The following is an 18,457-nucleotide window of genomic DNA, read 5'->3' as shown; positions in this document are numbered from 1 at the left end:
TGTATCATTTTGAAAGATATTTTACAAAAAGCCTATGATTACGGAATCGCATATGCGGGAAAAGGCGTGCCGGCAAATTATATTCCCGAGTTGGAAAAAGAGAATCCGAATATTGCGGCGGCGGTAATCATCGATAAAGACGGGCAGCAATATGAAGTAGGGGAGCCGCACCATAAATTTACTATTCAGAGTGTAGTAAAAGTTATTATATACCTTTGCGTGCTGGAGCATTACGATTTAGATTACATAGAAAATTTTATCGGTGTAAAACCATCCTCAAAACCGTATAATAGCATTTTAGATTTAGAATTAAGCAATAAAAATATTCCTGTCAATCCTTTTATCAATGCGGGAGCAATTGTGGCAACCTGGCTGCTGCATGAAAAATACGGCAATAATACTTTTGAAATGATTTTAAACAGAACTCGTGAACTTGTTGGTAATGAAAAAATGGATTACAGCCGAAGCATTTTTGAATCTGAAAGCTCCTGCGCTTTTGCAAACAGGGCGCTAACCTATATGCTTTTGAATGATAAAATTATTGCTCCGAATGTAAACGTAGAAGATTTATTAAATGCTTATTTTAAAAGCTGCTCTATTTTAACGGATACCGCTGACTTGGCAAATTTAAGTTTTGTCTTGTCTCAAGACGGAGTCGGCATTGACGGAAAACAACGGATGAAGCCAGAGCATGCGAAAATCTTACGCACCGTTATGGCAACATGCGGTATGTATGATTATTCCGGTGAGTTTGCACTGCGGGTAGGTATTCCGTCTAAAAGCGGAGTAGGGGGCGGCATTGTAACCGCAACAAGGGGCGGTTTCGGTTTAGCGGTTTATTGTCCGGGATTGGATTCTCACGGGAATTCCTACGTCGGTATCAGAATGCTTGAAAGCATTTCAAGAGATTTGGGACTCAGTATCTATTAAGAGATAATATAGAGTAAGAATATTGAGTAGTTTTATTGAACGAGGAGATTTATATGGCATGGTTTAGTAGCGCTCTCGGAATGATCAACGGATTATTATATTATCCGATTTTGATTATTCTGCTGCTTGGAGTAGGCTTGTATTTTACCCTGAGGACAGGGTTTTTGCAAGGACGGTTACTGAAAGAGACAATTCGCATTGTGAAGGAAAAACCCGAACATGCGGGAAGCGTTTCATCTTTTCAGGCTTTGATGGTATCGACAGCCTCTCGGGTTGGAACCGGAAATATTGTAGGGGTTGCCAATGCGATTTGTTTGGGCGGATACGGTGCTGTTTTTTGGATGTGGGTGGTTGCCATTGTTGGCGGCTCTTCCGCATTTATCGAATCAACGCTTGCGCAGATTTATAAAAAAAGAGATGAAAACGGTGGCAGCTACGGCGGTCCTTCATACTATATAGAAACAGCGCTCAAAAGCAGGGCTCTGGGCATTGTCTTTGCGGTTAGTTTGATTTTAACCTATGCGGTCGGATTTAATATGCTTGCAGCGTATAATTTACAAACCTCATTTCAACTCTATGAATTTTATAACCCGAATGTAACTCCTTGGATTATCGGGGCGGTACTGGCTCTGATCACCGGATACTGCGTATTAGGCGGTGGAAAGCGTATTATTAAATTCACCTCGACCTTGGTTCCTTTGATGAGTATTATTTATATTCTTGTTTCACTTATCATGCTCGTTGTGCATATCGGTTTACTGCCGAGTATCTTTGTAAAAATATTTCAGGATGCCTTTAACTTTAAAGCAATTTTCGGCGGGATCGCAGGTTCTTGTATGGTGTACGGAATTAAGCGCGGTTTGTATTCAAACGAGGCAGGTATCGGTTCCGCACCGAATGCGGCTGCTGCGGCGGACGTAAGCCATCCGGTAAAACAAGGTTTGGTGCAAATGCTTTCCGTATTCATCGATACTGTGTTGATAGGTAGTGCTACCGCCTTTATGTGTCTGGGCTCGGGAATTGAACCAAGTGCAGAGCTGGCGGGTGCTCCCTATGTGCAAAAAGCACTTTCGGTCATTATGGGAAATTTCGGCCACTACTTCATTACTTTTTCGTTGATTTTATTTGCCTTTACCACTTTGCTGGGAAACCTTTTCTATGTGGATAGCAACTTAGCGTATATAAACGGTAAAACACCGAGCAAAACTTTTATGACGATATACCGCATTTTTGCGGCAGTTATTATCCTATTCGGAGCGGCTCAACAACAAGCACTCGCATGGGATATCGGAGATTTCCTGATGGGAGTGATGGCGCTCATCAACTTACCGGCAATTTTAATTTTAGGGAAAACAGCAATCCTTGCGCTGAAAGATTATGAAAAACAGCGAAAAGAAGGAAAGGATCCTGTATTCCACGCGAAGGACATCGGCATAGACACAAGCAACTTGGATTATTGGAAGTAAAACGTATTGCATCTGGTGAGGGATTTCCCTCAGCAGATGCTTTGTCTTTTTGAAGCCTAAGTAAAAAAGTTATAACCATACGGCACAATTTACGCTATTCTTGAACAAGAAAACTATTTTTATACATGTTTTCATCTGCTGCAATGCTTTTGATAACTCATTCCGTTTTTAATACATCTTATACAAATTGTTACTATTCCGATTAGAGTTGCGATTACACGCAAGCTTCCTGTTTGTATGCTAAACATTTTAAATTAATTCGGCGAAATAAAAATGCTGACATAACGCTTGCGAGAAACTTACGAAAAGCTTTGTAAGATGAAGATTTTTCGGGGCTTTTTCTTTATAATAGAACAAAGTATCATTTAATTTTAGACAAGAGGTATTCCGTGCATTCAAGTATTGTAAAAATTGCCGTAACATTTATTTTTGCCTGCTTTGGCGGTTTTCTCGGCATAAAACTCAAGATTCCCGCAGGCGCAATGATTGGTGCCCTCATCGCAACGGCAGCGTATAATATTCTAAGCAATCAAGCTCATATCCCGCCTAATCTAAAGATTATCGTGCAAATTGTCATGGGCGCAAGTATCGGCAGCAGCTTTAAAAAAGAAGTGCTTGTGCACTTACAAGAACTGCTTGTTCCTATTTTTATGGTGGTCAGTTGTTTATTGGTTTTTTCTTTAATACTCGGTTTTATTTTTTATAAGCTTGGAAGGGTGGATATTATAACCGCCTTTCTGTCAACATCACTGGGCGGTTTAACCGATATGACAATTTTAGCCGATTCCTATAATGCGGATGTAAAGGTAGTTGCAACCGTGCATACTATTCGGCTAACGTTTGTGGTTATTTTAATTCCTCTGGTAATAAAGTTTATAAGCAAATTAGTGTAGATCTCGTATGAATTTTGCGCATACTATTGCTTCATATTGTGTAAAGGCTCTTGTTTATGAGGTTATCGCCACGCCGAAACCCGGTCTTGTGGATTCCAATGATTCAGGCGCTCATACCGATATGAATCTTTTCACCTTTTTTGAAAGTGCTTTTGCCTTGTATCCTTATTTTCTGCAGTGCGCGGAATATGGTGTACAACATACCGGTACTCCATCGGAACTTTTTGTAAAAGCTCGCTCGCTCGGAGTTGAAGCGGAAAAAATCATGCTTCGTGCAACTGGAGGAGTGAACACGCATAAAGGGATTATTTTTTCTTTCGGACTTGTTTGTCTTGCTGCAGGTTACGTGGAAAAAAATAATCCTGAAAAGCGAAATGATCCGCATGGTATTTCTGAATATATTACAAAAATGGTTCATAATATTTCAGAGGAAATGCGATATAAAATGCCTGGTAAAACATACGGGCAATCCGCATTTTTACAACTTGGAATAAAAGGCATTCGCGGAGAGGCGGAAGAAGGTTTTTCAAAAGCACTACATATAGGGCTGCGAGCTTTTGAATCTTTTTACACGGGAGAAAATATCAACGATGCGCTTTTATACACCATGCTGCATATTATGAAATCCTTAGATGATACAAATGTTATCGGCCGCGGCGGATATGAGCATCTGCGGTGGCTGCAAGCAGAGGCGAAAAACATTTTAAACGATGAAAATAGTTTTAGAAAAAATAATTACGAGATGCTTAAAAGGTTAAATGCTTCATGTATTAAAAAGAACATAAGTCCCGGCGGTGTTGCAGATTATCTTGCCTTAACCTTATTATTTTATTTTTTAAAACAAAGAGTATAGGAGAAAGAACATTGTACTACGATTCTGATACGGAAAAGAGAATGCTTACAATATTGAAAGCACGGGAAGAGCGGAGTTCATTCCAAAAAGAGTTAATCAATCGGTATCATCAATCGCTTATCTCGTATACGCTGAACATTCCGGGGAAAATAAAACGCTCAACCGAAATCGATATGTTTTTTTATGTGGGATGGGAAAAAATTCTTTCCCTTTTGACGACTGAAAATATTTTGCATCTTAGTGTAAAAGACAAGCCGACAGGGTTGGAGGGGTTTGTTGTATCAAGCGAAAATGCTGAACAGCTTAAACGCCGTATGATACAATTAGAAGAAAGCATTCCGCCCTTTCGCTTACTTGATATCGATGTTTTTGACAAAGATTTTACTCAAATTTCGCGCAGAGAATGTAAACTTCCGCCGCGCCGCTGCTTACTCTGCTCGCAAGAAGCGGCGCTTTGTTGTAAAATGCAAACTCATAATTCATTCGAGCTTTCCGCATATTGCCAAAAACTGATACATGAATTTTTATCTGAGCGCCGAGCTCAATCTTAATGATAATAACAAAAAAAGGAGATACAGAAATGAATATCACATACGAAAGAGCTTTTTTAAGTATTGCATCCGAATATCACGCGCTGAAAAATTTTCTGGTGGCGCAGGACTTATTGCTTGATGATGATATCGAGTACACCGTTCTTGCAAAGATAGGCGACACGATAATCGGCTCCGCCTCGCTTGCGCGGCATGTAATAAAATGTATCGGCGTTGATCCCGAATATCGCGGTATGGCGATAACCAATATGCTGATAAGCAAGGTGATCGAATACGCCGCGAGCATCGGAATATTTCATCTTTTTATTTTTACCAAACCTGACAATGCCGCCTTTTTTTCAAGTCTCGGGTTTACGCAAATCGCCGAAACGGACAAGCTTGTTTTGTTTGATAATAATCCTAAACTTCTTTACGAGTATGTAAAGAGTCTTGAGTCGTACAAGCGGTCGGGGAAAAAAATTGCGGCGATTGTAATGAATTGTAATCCGTTTACCTACGGACATCAATTTTTAATAGAAACCGCATGCAAAGAAAATGATGCTGTGCATCTTTTTATTGTAGAAGAAGATAAATCGGTTTTTCCGTTTGCCGTTCGCTATGATTTGGTAAAGCAGGGAACCGCGCATCTTTCCAATCTGCAAATTCATGCGGGCGGAAAATATATTATTTCATCATCGATTTTTCCCAGTTATTTTTTAAAAGATTCAAAGGTGATTGTGGAAACTCATGCCCGTCTTGATGTAAACATTTTCGGCTCTTATATTGCACCGGCTTTAAATATTCACTATCGCTATGTGGGAACCGAACCGAATGATCCGGTAACTAAAAACTATAACGAAGTAATGAAAGAGCTGCTGCCGGATTTTGGAATTACCTGTGTGGAAGTGCAGCGGAAAACCCATGCGGGAAATCCAATCTCTGCGTCGGCAGTGCGGAAAATCATACGGGAAACCAGCGGACAGGAAGAGTTGTGTGTATTGAAAGAGTTTGTGCCGGAAGCAACATACCGTTTTTTACTTTCTCCTCAAGCCGAACCTGTTTTAAAAAAGATACGGGAGCCGGTGCGCATGCCTGATTAACCGTGCATTAACGGAAGGGATACGCGCGGCGTTTTGGTATAATTCGACTGTTTTATTTTAGTAAGAGGTACGTACGAAAATTTTTCTACGGCAAAGGGCAGCTGTAATGCGTGTAAAACCATCAGTAAAAACAATTGCACAATGATTGAAGCTTTTTCCCTATGCTAAATCGTCCCCCCTTACTCAATTCCAAACGATGTTTTAAAGCATCAATACAAAATTGTAAAATTGAAGCTTTAAAACTCGTTGGCGAACCAAAGGTAGAAGTTCCAAGGGTTCGCCCTTGCGCCGTGTCGAGCTCTTTTTTATCACAGGAAGTTTTTAAACTCGTGAGTTTAGTTTTTGACATGGACGTCAAAACTCAGAACGGGCACGGACGCCCGTGGTTCCAAACAGAAACGATGTTTTAAAGCAAAAGTATTTGTAAAGCTTACCGGATTCAGCATCACTATGGTAAATTGCCCACCCTTGCGCCGTGTCGAGCTCTTTTTTATCACAGGAAGTTTTTAAACTCGTGAGTTTAGTTTTTGCCATGGACGGCAAAACTCCGAACGGGCACGGGCCCGTGGTTCCAAGCAGAAACGATGTTTTAAAGCAAAATAGTTTGCAAAGCTTTAAAACTCGTAGGTTAGGTTTTGCCATGGACGGCAAAACTCAGAACAATGTAAAACGATGTTTAAAAACTACCACACCGACATAAATAGGAGTTTTTAAACTCGCAGCACTGATTTAATCAAGAATACTAAAAATCAGGGCGTGGCGGTGGTTCCAAGCAGAAACGATGTTTTAAAGCAAAATAGTTTGCAAAGCTTTAAAACTCGTAGGTTAGGTTTTGCCATGGACGGCAAAACTCAGAACAATGTAAAACGATGTTTAAAAACTACCACACCGACATAAATAGGAGTTTTTAAACTCGCAGCACTGATTTAATCAAGAATACTAAAAATCAGGGCGTGGCGGTGGTTCCAAACAGAAACGATGTTTTAAAGCAAAATAAGTTTGCAAAGCTTTAAAACTCGTAGGTTAGGTTTTGCCATGGACGGCAAAACTCAGAACAATGTAAAACGATGTTTAAAAACTACCACACCGACATAAATAGGAGTTTTTAAACTCGCAGCACTGATTTAATCAAGAATACTAAAAATCAGGGCGTGGCGGTGGTTCCAAACAGAAACGATGTTTTAAAGCAAAATAAGTTTGCAAAGCTTTAAAACTCGTAGGTTAGGTTTTGCCATGGACGGCAAAACTCAGAACAATGTAAAACGATGTTTAAAAACTACCACACCGACATAAATAGGAGTTTTTAAACTCGCAGCACTGATTTAATCAAGAATACTAAAAATCAGGGCGTGGCGGTGGTTCCAAACAGAAACGATGTTTTAAAGCAAAATAAGTTTGCAAAGCTTTAAAACTCGTAGGTTAGGTTTTGCCATGGACGGCAAAACTCAGAACAATGTAAAACGATGTTTAAAAACTACCACACCGACATAAATAGGAGTTTTTAAACTCGCAGCACTGATTTAATCAAGAATACTAAAAATCAGGGCGTGGCGGTGGTTCCAAACAGAAACGATGTTTTAAAGCAAAATAAGTTTGCAAAGCTTTAAAACTCGTGGTTTAGTTTTTGACAAGGACGTCAAAAACTAAACAGGGGCTCTTTTTATTGTAATAAAACCGTACTGAACCAAGGGATATATGTTACTATTAAAAGTATAATCAGCTGTACTCCTAAAAACGGTAAGACCTTTTTCGCAATTTGTAGAACAGGTTTGTTAAATGTATAACTTGAAATAAACAGGTTCATTCCAACCGGAGGAGTTAAAAAGCCGAGCTCAAGGTTCATTAAAAATATAACGCCCGTATGTACCGGATGAATGTCAAAATTTAAGGCAATCGGCATAATCAACGGAGACACAACCATGATAGCCGAATACAAATCCATTATACATCCCACGATCAATAAGAGAATATTGAGTAAAAGTAAAAATACATACTTTGAGGTAACAAAAGTTTGTACTAATCCGGTTAGCATATCGGGGACATTTGCATCAATGAGGTAAAAGGAAAGTCCCTTTGCCGCCGCAACAATGACTAAAACGCCGCCGGCTATCGGAACGCTTTCCAAAATAATCGATGCGGCTTTTTTAACATCAAAATCTTTACGAATCCATACCTCCATCACAAAAGAAAAGAGAACGGTAAACGCCGCTACCTGTAAAAGATTGAATGCGCCTGAAAAATAACCGACTATAATCAGTATGGGCAGTAAAAGCTCTATGATGCTTTCCTTGAAGGCAATGAGCAGGGCTTGAAAAGAAAATGGTACGCGATGTTTATTTTTGTCTTTTATGATGCCGAGCACAATCATTGAAAGCGATAAAAGAATTCCCGGAATTAAAGCACCTTTAAACAGGTCAAAGATATTGACCTTCATAATATTTGTTGCACCGAAAATAATAATCGCCATGCTGGGCGGAAACAACAAACCTATGGCACCGGATGAGGTAATAAGCGCTTCCGCATTTTCTTCGTCGTAGCCGCTTCCGGTAAGAATTAAGCTTAAAATACTGCCAAGCGCCAGAATGGTTACTCCCGATGCGCCTGTAAAGGTTGTAAAAAATGCCGCAACTACCACCGCCGCAATCACTACGCCGCCTCGGAGCCAACCGACGCTGCTTTTTACGAGCTCTAATAGCCGTTTGCCGGCACTTCCTTGTGCAAGAATAAAACCTGCGATGGTAAACAGGGGAATTGCCGCTATTCCGCCCGTGTCGGTTAAAATTTTATATCCTTCAAGCGGCACAACATCTACATAGCCGCCGTCAACACTGGTTGCAAGATATGCAATGGCGAGCAATACAATATAAAGGGGCGTTCCGAAAAAGGCGGAAGCTATCAATATAAGGATAAGCGGCCAAAACAGCAGCGATCCGAAGCTTTTCCAATAATTAAAAACGGAATCAAGAAAACCGATGTCCGCTTCAAAAAGATTATAGATAATCGATGCAAGAGATCCCGTACTGATAAACAACCCGATCGCAATGCCGAGTATGATCGGAATAATCTTTTGAGTTCTTGCAATTTGGATACCGAGAATCCCGATGTACATTATCGGCAAGGTAATGAAAATAAAACGTATTGGGATTCCCCAGAGATTATCCGCAGGATCAAAAACCGCAAAAACATTCGGCCATGCGGCAAAAAACACCGACACCAATACGGTGATTATTAAACCATCAATAGCAAGCCCGACAATATGCTGAGCTTTTTCACTGAGCTTTGAAACAAAAACTTCTATATTGAGCTGTTTTTTATCCGCTGAGGTAATAATACCGGCAAAGCAAACAAAAATAAACACAATATGAGTTAATACGCCTTCCGACGACAAGATAACCAGTCGTATCTGTTCGGCAAAAACGGTATGCGATGTGTTTGAACTATCGGAAAAAAACGGGATGTTTATAATCTTTCCGGCAAGATAAAAACACAGAGGCAGGACGGTAAGAATTCCTGCCAAAGTGAGTACAATTATATTTAAAATTTGTCTAAGTTTTAATTTCATAAGATACGTATTTGGATATTTATTACTAAGAAGCCAGTAAGCTTTGAATTTTCTTATACAAAGGCATGCTGAAAGCGCCCGGAAGCGATTTGTTTACCTGATCAATATTCATATTGAATTCCTTTTGCCATTCCGTAAGCTCCTGCGGAGTCAGTCTAATCATCTTTACCCCGGCTTGTTCCATTTTCTTGACATATTCTCTGTCAGAAGAGTCAAGCGATTCATTCAATGCTTTACGGGCTTTTTCCGCTGCGGCAAGCATCGGTGCCTGATATTGTGCCGGTATTTTATTCCATGATTCTTTGGAAATAACAAAACCCGCCATAATCGGGCATATTCTTGAATCAAGAGCATAGTTTATATCTTTATAAAAACCGGTAGCCCAAGTGGCTAAATGCACTGCAAGAAAACCACTTACACCGCCGCTTTTTAACGCTTGAGCAAATTTTGTAATAGGCGTATCTTTTACATTAAAACCGCTTACCTTAAAGCTATTACTTAAAATCGGGCTATCCATGCCGGAAAGAGAAAGCTTGATGCTTTTTAATTCCTTCAAAGTTCGGTATGATTCTTTTGTGTAAAAAGAAAGCCAGCCGACATTTGACCATGTAATGAGCTGGAAACCCGCATTTGCAATCGGATCTTCAATATCTTTTCCGTATGTTTTTAGCACAAGGTCCAGTTCTTTTTGACTTTTGATAAGAAAGGGAAGAGAAAGCGTATAAATGCCGCTTTTAGGTTCCAATTCATGTAATCCAAGACTGGAAAAAATTGCTCCATCCATCGGAGCGGGCTGTCCCGGACGCGCGGAGCGAAGTTTTTGTACACCTGCTTTTTCTCCTCCTAAAACAGTCATGTTATAAAACCGTACCGAAACCTGTCCCTTGGTGATTCTATTCCACTCTTGGGCAAGTTTTTTTAGCTCTATTTCCCACGGGGAGCGGGCAGGAGCCACGGTTGCTATTTTTAACGTAATTTTTTCAGCAGCGACAAATCCGCTCAGAAAAAAAACCGCAAAAATAAAAAGTACACATCGTTTTTTCATAAACATCTCCTAAAAATAAATTAAAAAACTATTCAATAAAGAAATCTTCTTTATGTTCTTTAAGCCATTGAGCCTGTTGTTGCGCTAAAATTGTTATAAACCTATTATGCGGATCAGCATTCGGATCAATTGCAAGTGCTTGTTCCAGCGCTTTATCGAATCCTTTGGTATCCTGTTGGGGAATACAGAGGGAACGGGCATAGGTTACATATGCTGATGCGCTTTTCCCTTCCGAAAATTGCAAGAGTTTTTCATAGGCTGTCTTCGCTTTTTCCATTCCGCCTCCAAGCGGTTCTGGAGCAGCCGCATAAAATTTTGTCAGCAAGTCCCAAACAGCTCCCTGGTTATATTGAGGATCAAGCTCCGTAGCTTTTTCCAGCATGGCAACCGCACCTAAAACAGACTCGGTGATAGCAGGATCAAGCGGTTCCAAACTGAATGCACCAAGGAGTCCCGCTCCTGCCCAATATAAACTTTCAACATCAAATTTTTTGCATTGCTGTAGCGCATTTGCAATTTTTTGCTCATCGGACGATAAAATGTTTTCCGAAAATCCTGGGTATTGTAACTCAAGACTTTTTAAAACATATTTGGCACCGCGTAAATAGAATTTTTTTGCGCGTAAGTATTCCGCATTTTGTTTTTCATATTGATTGTCGGGAAGAAATTCCGCTGGGGTTTGGATAAAGGCATTTGCATACATGATAAACAGAGAACCTGTCATCATAGTTAAGCCCCTATGTTTTGGATTTTGTAACTGCAGCAGCTCATATGTTTTCAAAAGAGTGGGAAAAAATTCTGCTGCAAGTGTAATATCATCTTCTCCGGCAATTACTAAAGACGGATCGGTTTCGGAAACTATGTTTTTCTTCTTTTCCGGATGCGGAGCCATCATATCGGATATAGAATTAAAAGCCATCTTTTTAATCGAACATGAGCTCATTATAGAGATCATACAAAGCATTAATAAAAGTTTTTTCATTTTTTTAACTCTCCTTTCCATTCATAAATAAAATGCTCATAGGCGGCGATTGTGGCAGATAAGCTGATTTGTTGTACAGTGCTTCTGCCTTCTTGGTTATTGCCGTCAATAATATACAATGAGTGCAGGATCCCTTCTATATCCGAAAGAGTACAGCTCGGATCATTTTTTCGCCGTCGGCTTAAAAGTCTCAACTCATCCTCAAAGATTTCTTTATACTTTTTGTCTTCCCAGTCAATAATTTCGGGCATAGGATCTTACTGTACCTTTTTTTTTCTTTATAATCAAGTATTTATCAAAAATCTCGCTAAACCAGTATCTAAAATTCTCGGGGCTTGCAGATTTTAATTCAAGGAATTTAACGTTAACTACTGCAATGATTAAACTCTATCCTTTTATAAAAAAGTTTAATACCAAATAGATGATATATAAAGAGAGTAAAAGGGCGCCTCCTCGATGACTAATAATACCGCTTTTTCGGGTTGAAAGATATCTGAATACAAGCAAAATGATAATCATGGAGGGAATTTGCAAATAAAAAAAGTATACCGGTACTATGATGCCGGCCGGAGTTACCGCTGCAGCTGTCCCCAAAACAAAAAGCACGTTTAGAATATCCGCTCCGATGATATTTCCTACCGCTAATTCTCCGTGTCCTTTTCGTACCGCAGTAATTGCGGTAATAAGTTCCGGCAAGCTTGTTCCAAAGGCAACCAGGGTTGCGGCAATAATGCTTTGCGGTATGCCGACGCGTATTGCCACTACCTCTACAGCAGGAATAAGCGCCTTTGACGAAATAATGATTACCGCAATGCCGATTATCATAAAAATAAAGGTTACTACGAGCGGCTTTTGTTTTTCTTCCGCGGTTGCTTCCAAAGAGTCTGCTTTTACCGTTCCCATTGCATCCTTTGTCCATTTAAAAGAAATATACAAATATCCGGCAAGTAGGGCAACAAACACCCACCCCATCCACTGGTAAATTTTTCCGGTTTCATCGGGAGAAAAAAACGGAAGCGAAACGACTGCAAGCAATACGGCTGCGGAAATTTGCAGAAGCCCCTGTCGATGAATAAGCTGTTTGTTCACCGGCAGTACACCGATTATAGCTGCAAGTCCTAAAATAAGCCCCGTATCGGCGATGATTGAGCCGATTGCATTGCCTAAAGCAAGATCGGCATTGCCGCGTATAGCCGCCAGTACCGAAACCGATGCTTCTGGCAATGTAGTGCCGAGGCTGACCAATGTTGCGCCAAGAACCATCTTAGGTACTCCCCATCTGAGGGAAAGTACTACTGCATTATCCACTAAAACATCGGCGCCCTTACCAAGCGTATATAGGCTGAGACAAAGCAAAGCGAGAGAAAAAAAGATATTACTATTTGATAGAAACGAATGAAGTGCGGTTTCCATTGGAGCTCCTTGAATTTCACTATAATGGGTTAAGATGTTTTGCTCAATAGTTTTACAAAAAGTTTTTCTATATCCGGTTTTATACCGAGTACAGCGTTTTTTTGATAATTCAATTATTTTTCTTAATGAATTTTATACAAATCGTAAAAATTTTATAAAAAAGAGTCCAGGTTAGTTTTAAAGCTTTACAAATTGTCTTGCTTTAAAACATCATTTTTGTGTGGAACCACCGCCACGCCCTGATTTTTAGTATTTTTGCTTAAATCAGTGCTGCGAGTTTAAAAACTCCTATTTATGTCGGTGTGGTAGTTTTTAAACATCGTTTTACATTGTTCTGATTTTGACGTCCGGTGAAAAAAACTAACCCTACGAGTTTAAAAGCTTCAATTTTATAATTTACTGTTGATGCTTTTAAACATCGTTTAGAATTTCGCAAGGGCGAGCAATGTACCATAGGAATGCTTAAATCCGCAAGCTCTTATTGTTGATACTCCGATTTTTATACCAGGAACTTAATTATAAAACGCTACACGAGGAGTAATAAAAAATTATATTACTATTTCAATCTGTTTCAGTCTTTCTTATATTGAGATAAAAGGTTAGAATATAAACATGCAAATGAAAAATTTTCTCTTACGAAACTGGATAGAAGGGCTTACCTTTCTTTCGGGATTTTTAAATACTGCATTGATTCAAATATATGCGGTTTCGGTCAGTCATCATACCGGGAATATGACTCGACTCGCTCTGTCGCTGGGGAGCTTTGATTTTCATTCCGCGCGCTTCCTTTTTTTGTCGGTTTTATGTTTTTTTGCAGGCTCCTTTGTCGCGGGATTTTTGTTTTATGATCGGGTTTTTCATTTGCAAAAAACATACGGTCTTTTTTTGATAGGATTTTCTGTTGTATTTTTAAGCTTATTTTTTCTTGATTTTTGGCAGGACCTTTGCGTATTTATAACAACTTTTATTCTCGGAATGCAAAACGGAATGTTTATATTTTTTGATGGGATTTTGGTACGCACCACCCACGTTACCGGCTATTTAACCGATGCGGCAACATCTTTCGGAATGGCGATGCGGGGGAAACCGAACGAGATGCGGCGCACGCTGTTTTATATAAAAAGTATGTGTTTTTTTATTTTTGGAGGGATCTTTTCGGTGCTGGCGGCAAAAGACTATGTTTTTCTTATTGCCAGCTGTTCTTATCTCTTTTTGGGAGTTGTTTATTTTATTTTGAGGCGGACTAAGGAAAACCTCTGAATAATTTTATTCAATAAAAACATGTATTTTTTTCCCGCCTGGCTCAGATACATTGATGATATCGCCGGAATCAACGGTGTCAACAGCTTCTATAATTTTATTAAGTTGCGCTTCATTAAGCTCAAGGCGCTCATCAAGCATTGATGGAATAAGCGCCTTATTTATTTTTGCGAATACAATCGGAATATGTGTATGTATTGTGCCTGCCAGTCTGGGGTCAAATACCTGAATTTTCAGTACTTTACCGAAAAAAAACGGCGGGTCGTGTTCAGCAATATTGCTTTCGGTTTCCGGACTCGGCTCATTCTCTTTGATCTGATTTTCCAAAAGTCGGATTCCTTCTTCCGCAGTAATTTCATTATTTTTTACTTTTTGTAAAATTGCAAGTTTTTCTTGAGAAATCATTTTTGCGTAAGACCTCAACGTGTTTTTGCAAGCGATTCGGAAATATTAAATGCATAATCCCCTATTTTTTCTATGCTTCGCACAATGTCAAGATAGAGTAACTCGGAACGTACATCCGCTCCGTCTTCAAGCCGTTTTCTTGCCAATTTTTTTAAGTCGGTTCTTTTTGCATCAATAGTATCTTCCATTTCGTGCGCAAGGGCAAGCTGATTCGGCGCAAGGCGTTTATTTAAATGATCATGCACAAAATGCATAAATCGATTTACAATACCGAAATAAGGTAAAAGCTTTTCCATATCTTTTTGTTTAATCGACATTTTCTTTTGAACACTTTTGTTGATATGCAATCCAATCTCATATAATTGATCGGTGATATTTTCAAGATCATCAACGATGCGTAACATCATGCGTACGTTATGTTCCGCCTTTGATGTGAGAGAGAGCCTGGAAATCTGAATAAGATATCGTGAGAGCTCTTCTTGCATTTGGTCGGCACAGTCTTCCTTTTCTGCAAGATTTTTTACAATTTGTTCAAAATCGGTTTTCGGCTCATTTTCAAGCATTTCTTTGATTAAATCAAGCATGCTTTGTACATGGGTGGACATTTTTACAATTTCAAGCTCGCCGCGGAAAATATATGCTTCGTTATTTCCCTTGATTGCCGGATGTTTAAAGATAATTTGATACCGCTCGGGCGCATCGTCTTTTTTAGGTTTAATAAGCCACTCGACAAATTTAGCAATTTGATTGACAAAGGGGAGGGCGATGATGGTGTTGATAAGATTAAATAATGAGTGAAAGAGGGCCAACCGAGTGGTAATATTATCAAGTCCCGACTTTGGCGGTGTAATAAAGTATAAAAGATCCAAGGCGGGATAAAATAAAGCTAAAAACAGTATTGCGCCGAAAACATTGAAAAGAACATGGACAGCCACCGCTCTGCGGGCATTTAATTTGCTGCCGGTAGCCGCCAATACGGCATCGACAGTGGAACCTATATTACTGCCCAGCACGCTTGCCGCCGCAAAATCAATACCGATTACATTGCTGTATGCCATGGTTATTACAATACTGGTTGTAGCGGAAGATGAGTGCAGGATAACAGTCAATATAAAACCGGCTATAAAACCGACAAAAATACTCGCAAAACCGCTCTTCGAGGCAATGCTTAAAAAAGTAAGGTTGTCGGCGGAAAGAGACGGCATAAGGGATGAAAGGAAATCAAGTCCGGCGAAAAGCAAGCCGAATCCCATGATACTTTCGCCGAGGCTTTCCTGTTTAAGCTTTTTAAAAAAGGTTAAAAAATAACCGATTCCGAATGCGGGGATGGCAATAATTGCCAGATTAAGCTGAAAGCCTATTAAAGCGACAATCCATGCGGTAACAGTTGTTCCGATGTTTGCACCGAAAATAATTCCTATAGCCTGTTGCAGAGTAAGCATTCCGGCATTTACAAAAGAAACAGTCATGATCGTTGTAGCTCCCGATGACTGTACAATAGCCGTTACCGCAAATCCCGTAAGAACGGCAAGGAATCTATTTCCTGCCATAAAATTGAGAATTTTATGTAAGCTTTCTCCGGTGCTTTTCTGAATTCCGTCACTCATCAGCTTCATTCCATAAAGAATGAAACCAAGGCTTCCAACAGCTTGTAAAACAATTGATACCGTTTCCACTTCGACACCATATCAAAAAACGATAGCTTATGCAATCGGCTCAAGCATTTTCAACAGGGCTTACGCATAAACAAGGGGCAGCGATGTTTTGCCTGATACTCCAGCGTAACCAGGCAAAACTCGTAGGCGAACCATATGGAAGAAACTCCAAAAATTCGCCGTTGCGCCGTGTCGAACTCTTTTTTATAAAATTTTTTATAATTTATTTACAGGTAATGATTTAAAAATTACAGTAGGCTTCTTCTAAAAATAGCTCTTATGAGATTCTCTTAAGCTAAGTATCATCTTTAAAACTGCGCCGCTTTTTCCGCTCGCCAAGTTATCTGTTTTTTTATGATATCAATGTTTTGTCAGTGAATGCTATTTGATTTTAGGGGATTTTTGTATAAACGCTCATCGAATCGTTTTATTATTCGCAAATATATTCACAGTTTTAAATTATGCTTTTTTTCTTTGCTTTTCTCGTTGAATGTGTCGCGGCACTCTATAAGTTCTTTGATATGAATTGTGATAATTATTGTTTAATCTAAATCGTCAATTATAAGCCCGTCATACGCAGGACTTATTTTGATTTTGGCAAGTTCCGGATCATTTTGTTGTGCTTCTTCAATGATAGCACATATTTCTTTATGCGAAACATCATGGCAGATATGTGTGAGCCACGCTTTTTGCGGGGCAATTCTTTTTATCGCATCGAGGCTTTCGGCAAAACAAAAATGGGTGATATGTTTGCGCACCCGTAAACCATCAATAATTAAATTCTTTAAGCCTTTTAGCTTTTCAAAAGAAGAGTCCGGAATAAAATTGCAATCGGTTAAGTAGGCGGTGTTCTTGATTCTCCAGCCAAAGTCGATGATTCTGCCGTGTATAAGCGGAATGGCTTCTATTCGCACGCCTTTCAGATAAAAAACGGGGTTGCTGTCTTCAATAACATGTAATGAAAAATGCGGTATTCCTCCTCCCTCATATGCATGCGTAAAAACATAGCTAAATCGTTTTTTTATATCCTCTGCACAATATTTTTCAAGATAAATAGGCAGAGAGGTTTTGTAGCTAAATATTCTCAGATCGTCAAGTCCGTGGACGTGATCCGCGTGAGAATGAGTGAGTAATACTGCATCAAGGTTTTGCATTCCTGCCCGCAAGGCTTGTAAGCGGAATTCCGGGCCGCAATCAATGAGAATTGAAGGTTTTTCCGAATTATTTTTTGGGCGAATCCATGCGGAAGCCCTGTATCGGGTATCACGAGGATCAGCGGATGTGCAAACACTGCAATTACAACCTATTACCGGAATTCCGTGGCTTGTTCCGGAGCCAAGTATTTCTAAGCGCATATTTGTATAGATAGGATAAATGCTTATGATTATTCAGTCAAGGGTAAAAAAGCCGAGTACGCATAAAGCGTATTCGGCTTTTTAAAAGCTCCCCCGCGCGGGTTCGAACCACGGACCCAGTGGTTAACAGCCACTTGCTCTGCCTGCTGAGCTACAGGGGAAAGTTATTTATAACGATGGTTACTATAATAAAAACAATAAAAAATGTCAAGCGGAAAAAATCGGATTTTTAATTTTCATTAATTATACATAAAAATACATTGCATTTCTATCTTCTTCTCGTAAACCTTTTAATCGGGATAAGTCTTTTATAAGGGCAGGATCCTTTGATATTCTTGTTTGGAAGTAGTTTTGATCTGCCAGAATTTTATTTACTACCAGCTGATCTTTTTCCGCTAAGCCTTGCACTCTGCATGCAAGATTGATGCCGTATCCCACATAGTCGCGGTATTTGAGCAATGATGTTTCTGCGGATATTTCGTATTTATAAATAAGATCCTGCACAAGAGCTCCGGCAAGCCCTAATTCGGGGTACGGAGGGAAAAGCTCTTCTTTTGCAAAATGAAGGTATGAGGTAAACACGGATAAAGCTTCCGCAACACTATCCTCATTTGTTTGATCCCAGATTACAAGCGCTCCGTCTCCGAGCAATTTGTAGTACGAGCAACCGTATCCGAATTGGTTTACACATGAAAGAAAATTTGATGTAAAAGAGGTGATGAGACTGAAAACCGTCTGTTCGTCATGACTACAAAGGAAGTTGCTAAAGCCTCGAATATCAATACATAGAATCAATGCATCAGGTTTTACCTCTCCCAAATATACATTGTCAAAAATGTCAATGGGCATTTTTTTTAATCCTTCCAGAGTTGTAGGATCAAGCTCTACACTGCCATCTTCTTTAAGATTTAAACCTAATAAATTAAACTCTTTGCTGTCCATTTCTTTAATATAGTAAAAATAGAAAAAAAAGGCTAGAGCTATTAAAAAAGCTATGCAAAAAATAAG

General features: G+C 39.5%; 16 protein-coding genes and 1 tRNA gene. 7 read left to right on the top strand and 10 right to left on the bottom strand.

The window, feature by feature from the left end; genetic code table 11:
- Positions 1–9: 9 nt before the first annotated feature.
- From glsA to citC, 6 genes are all read left to right on the top strand, one after another.
- Complete coding sequence (gene glsA, locus FUT79_RS09825; RefSeq protein WP_218137394.1) at positions 10–930, top strand: glutaminase A; 921 nt, start codon at positions 10–12, stop codon at positions 928–930.
- A 53-nt stretch (positions 931–983) separates the two neighbouring features.
- Positions 984–2,396, top strand: a complete 1,413-nt coding sequence (locus FUT79_RS09820) for an alanine/glycine:cation symporter family protein (protein WP_148889609.1) — start codon at positions 984–986, stop codon at positions 2,394–2,396.
- A gap of 389 nt (positions 2,397–2,785) precedes the next feature.
- Entirely contained in the window at positions 2,786–3,289 is a 504-nt protein-coding gene (locus tag FUT79_RS09815; RefSeq protein ID WP_024752474.1) for an AbrB family transcriptional regulator, read from the top strand.
- Positions 3,290–3,296: 7 nt separating this feature from the next.
- Positions 3,297–4,142 (top strand): triphosphoribosyl-dephospho-CoA synthase CitG, encoded by an 846-nt coding sequence (citG, locus tag FUT79_RS09810; RefSeq protein ID WP_002699035.1) that lies wholly within the window; start codon positions 3,297–3,299, stop codon positions 4,140–4,142.
- An 11-nt stretch (positions 4,143–4,153) separates the two neighbouring features.
- Entirely contained in the window at positions 4,154–4,693 is a 540-nt protein-coding gene (gene citX / locus FUT79_RS09805) for a citrate lyase holo-[acyl-carrier protein] synthase (RefSeq protein ID WP_024752475.1), read from the top strand.
- A 29-nt stretch (positions 4,694–4,722) separates the two neighbouring features.
- Positions 4,723–5,772, top strand: coding sequence for a [citrate (pro-3S)-lyase] ligase (gene citC / locus FUT79_RS09800; protein ID WP_187426841.1), 1,050 nt, complete (start codon positions 4,723–4,725; stop codon positions 5,770–5,772).
- Positions 5,773–7,432: 1,660 nt separating this feature from the next.
- Here citC and FUT79_RS09785 read toward each other — a convergent pair.
- From FUT79_RS09785 to FUT79_RS09765, 5 genes are all read right to left on the bottom strand, one after another.
- Positions 7,433–9,334 carry a TRAP transporter large permease subunit gene (locus FUT79_RS09785; RefSeq protein ID WP_024752479.1) on the bottom strand — a complete coding sequence of 634 codons (1,902 nt, stop codon included), beginning with the start codon at positions 9,332–9,334 and terminating at the stop codon, positions 7,433–7,435.
- Between the two features lie 25 nt (positions 9,335–9,359).
- Positions 9,360–10,379, bottom strand: a complete 1,020-nt coding sequence (dctP, locus tag FUT79_RS09780; RefSeq protein WP_044634180.1) for a TRAP transporter substrate-binding protein DctP — start codon at positions 10,377–10,379, stop codon at positions 9,360–9,362.
- Between the two features lie 28 nt (positions 10,380–10,407).
- Entirely contained in the window at positions 10,408–11,361 is a 954-nt protein-coding gene (locus FUT79_RS09775) for a TRAP transporter TatT component family protein (RefSeq protein ID WP_024752481.1), read from the bottom strand.
- Entirely contained in the window at positions 11,358–11,612 is a 255-nt protein-coding gene (locus FUT79_RS09770; protein WP_002700121.1) for a hypothetical protein, read from the bottom strand. Before FUT79_RS09770 ends, FUT79_RS09775 begins: the two co-directional genes overlap by 4 nt.
- A gap of 136 nt (positions 11,613–11,748) precedes the next feature.
- Complete coding sequence (locus tag FUT79_RS09765; protein WP_024752482.1) at positions 11,749–12,774, bottom strand: calcium/sodium antiporter; 1,026 nt, start codon at positions 12,772–12,774, stop codon at positions 11,749–11,751.
- Between the two features lie 612 nt (positions 12,775–13,386).
- Between FUT79_RS09765 and FUT79_RS09760 the strand changes: the two genes are divergently transcribed.
- Positions 13,387–14,034, top strand: a complete 648-nt coding sequence (locus FUT79_RS09760) for a YoaK family protein (protein WP_002700115.1) — start codon at positions 13,387–13,389, stop codon at positions 14,032–14,034.
- A gap of 6 nt (positions 14,035–14,040) precedes the next feature.
- Here the strand turns inward: FUT79_RS09760 and FUT79_RS09755 are convergent, their stop codons facing one another.
- The 5 genes from FUT79_RS09755 to FUT79_RS09735 form a co-directional block, all read right to left on the bottom strand.
- On the bottom strand, positions 14,041–14,439 hold the full coding sequence (locus tag FUT79_RS09755; protein ID WP_002700114.1) for a hypothetical protein: 399 nt from the start codon (positions 14,437–14,439) through the stop codon (positions 14,041–14,043).
- Between the two features lie 14 nt (positions 14,440–14,453).
- Positions 14,454–16,115: a Na/Pi cotransporter family protein gene (locus FUT79_RS09750; protein ID WP_148889605.1), complete on the bottom strand. Its 1,662-nt coding sequence runs from the start codon at positions 16,113–16,115 to the stop codon at positions 14,454–14,456.
- A gap of 521 nt (positions 16,116–16,636) precedes the next feature.
- Complete coding sequence (locus tag FUT79_RS09745; RefSeq protein ID WP_024752485.1) at positions 16,637–17,449, bottom strand: MBL fold metallo-hydrolase; 813 nt, start codon at positions 17,447–17,449, stop codon at positions 16,637–16,639.
- 88 nt (positions 17,450–17,537) lie between these two features.
- Positions 17,538–17,610 (bottom strand) — tRNA-Asn (locus FUT79_RS09740).
- 82 nt (positions 17,611–17,692) lie between these two features.
- Entirely contained in the window at positions 17,693–18,391 is a 699-nt protein-coding gene (locus FUT79_RS09735) for a nucleotidyl cyclase domain-containing protein (protein WP_002700106.1), read from the bottom strand.
- Positions 18,392–18,457 lie beyond the last annotated feature (66 nt).

This window comes from Treponema phagedenis (assembly GCF_008153345.1).
In the GTDB taxonomy this organism is placed as follows: domain Bacteria; phylum Spirochaetota; class Spirochaetia; order Treponematales; family Treponemataceae; genus Treponema; species Treponema phagedenis.
This window is presented reverse-complemented; position numbering and strand designations above follow the sequence as displayed.

Coding starts and splice junctions, on each gene's coding strand:
- FUT79_RS09775 (WP_024752481.1), bottom strand. CDS start 11,361: ATGAAAAAACTTTTATTAATGCTTTGTATGATCTCTATAATGAGCTCA.
- FUT79_RS09770 (WP_002700121.1), bottom strand. CDS start 11,612: ATGCCCGAAATTATTGACTGGGAAGACAAAAAGTATAAAGAAATCTTT.
- FUT79_RS09785 (WP_024752479.1), bottom strand. CDS start 9,334: ATGAAATTAAAACTTAGACAAATTTTAAATATAATTGTACTCACTTTG.
- FUT79_RS09765 (WP_024752482.1), bottom strand. CDS start 12,774: ATGGAAACCGCACTTCATTCGTTTCTATCAAATAGTAATATCTTTTTT.
- FUT79_RS09735 (WP_002700106.1), bottom strand. CDS start 18,391: ATGGACAGCAAAGAGTTTAATTTATTAGGTTTAAATCTTAAAGAAGAT.
- citC (WP_187426841.1), top strand. CDS start 4,723: ATGAATATCACATACGAAAGAGCTTTTTTAAGTATTGCATCCGAATAT.
- FUT79_RS09755 (WP_002700114.1), bottom strand. CDS start 14,439: ATGATTTCTCAAGAAAAACTTGCAATTTTACAAAAAGTAAAAAATAAT.
- FUT79_RS09820 (WP_148889609.1), top strand. CDS start 984: ATGGCATGGTTTAGTAGCGCTCTCGGAATGATCAACGGATTATTATAT.
- FUT79_RS09745 (WP_024752485.1), bottom strand. CDS start 17,449: ATGCGCTTAGAAATACTTGGCTCCGGAACAAGCCACGGAATTCCGGTA.
- citG (WP_002699035.1), top strand. CDS start 3,297: ATGAATTTTGCGCATACTATTGCTTCATATTGTGTAAAGGCTCTTGTT.
- FUT79_RS09760 (WP_002700115.1), top strand. CDS start 13,387: ATGCAAATGAAAAATTTTCTCTTACGAAACTGGATAGAAGGGCTTACC.
- dctP (WP_044634180.1), bottom strand. CDS start 10,379: ATGAAAAAACGATGTGTACTTTTTATTTTTGCGGTTTTTTTTCTGAGC.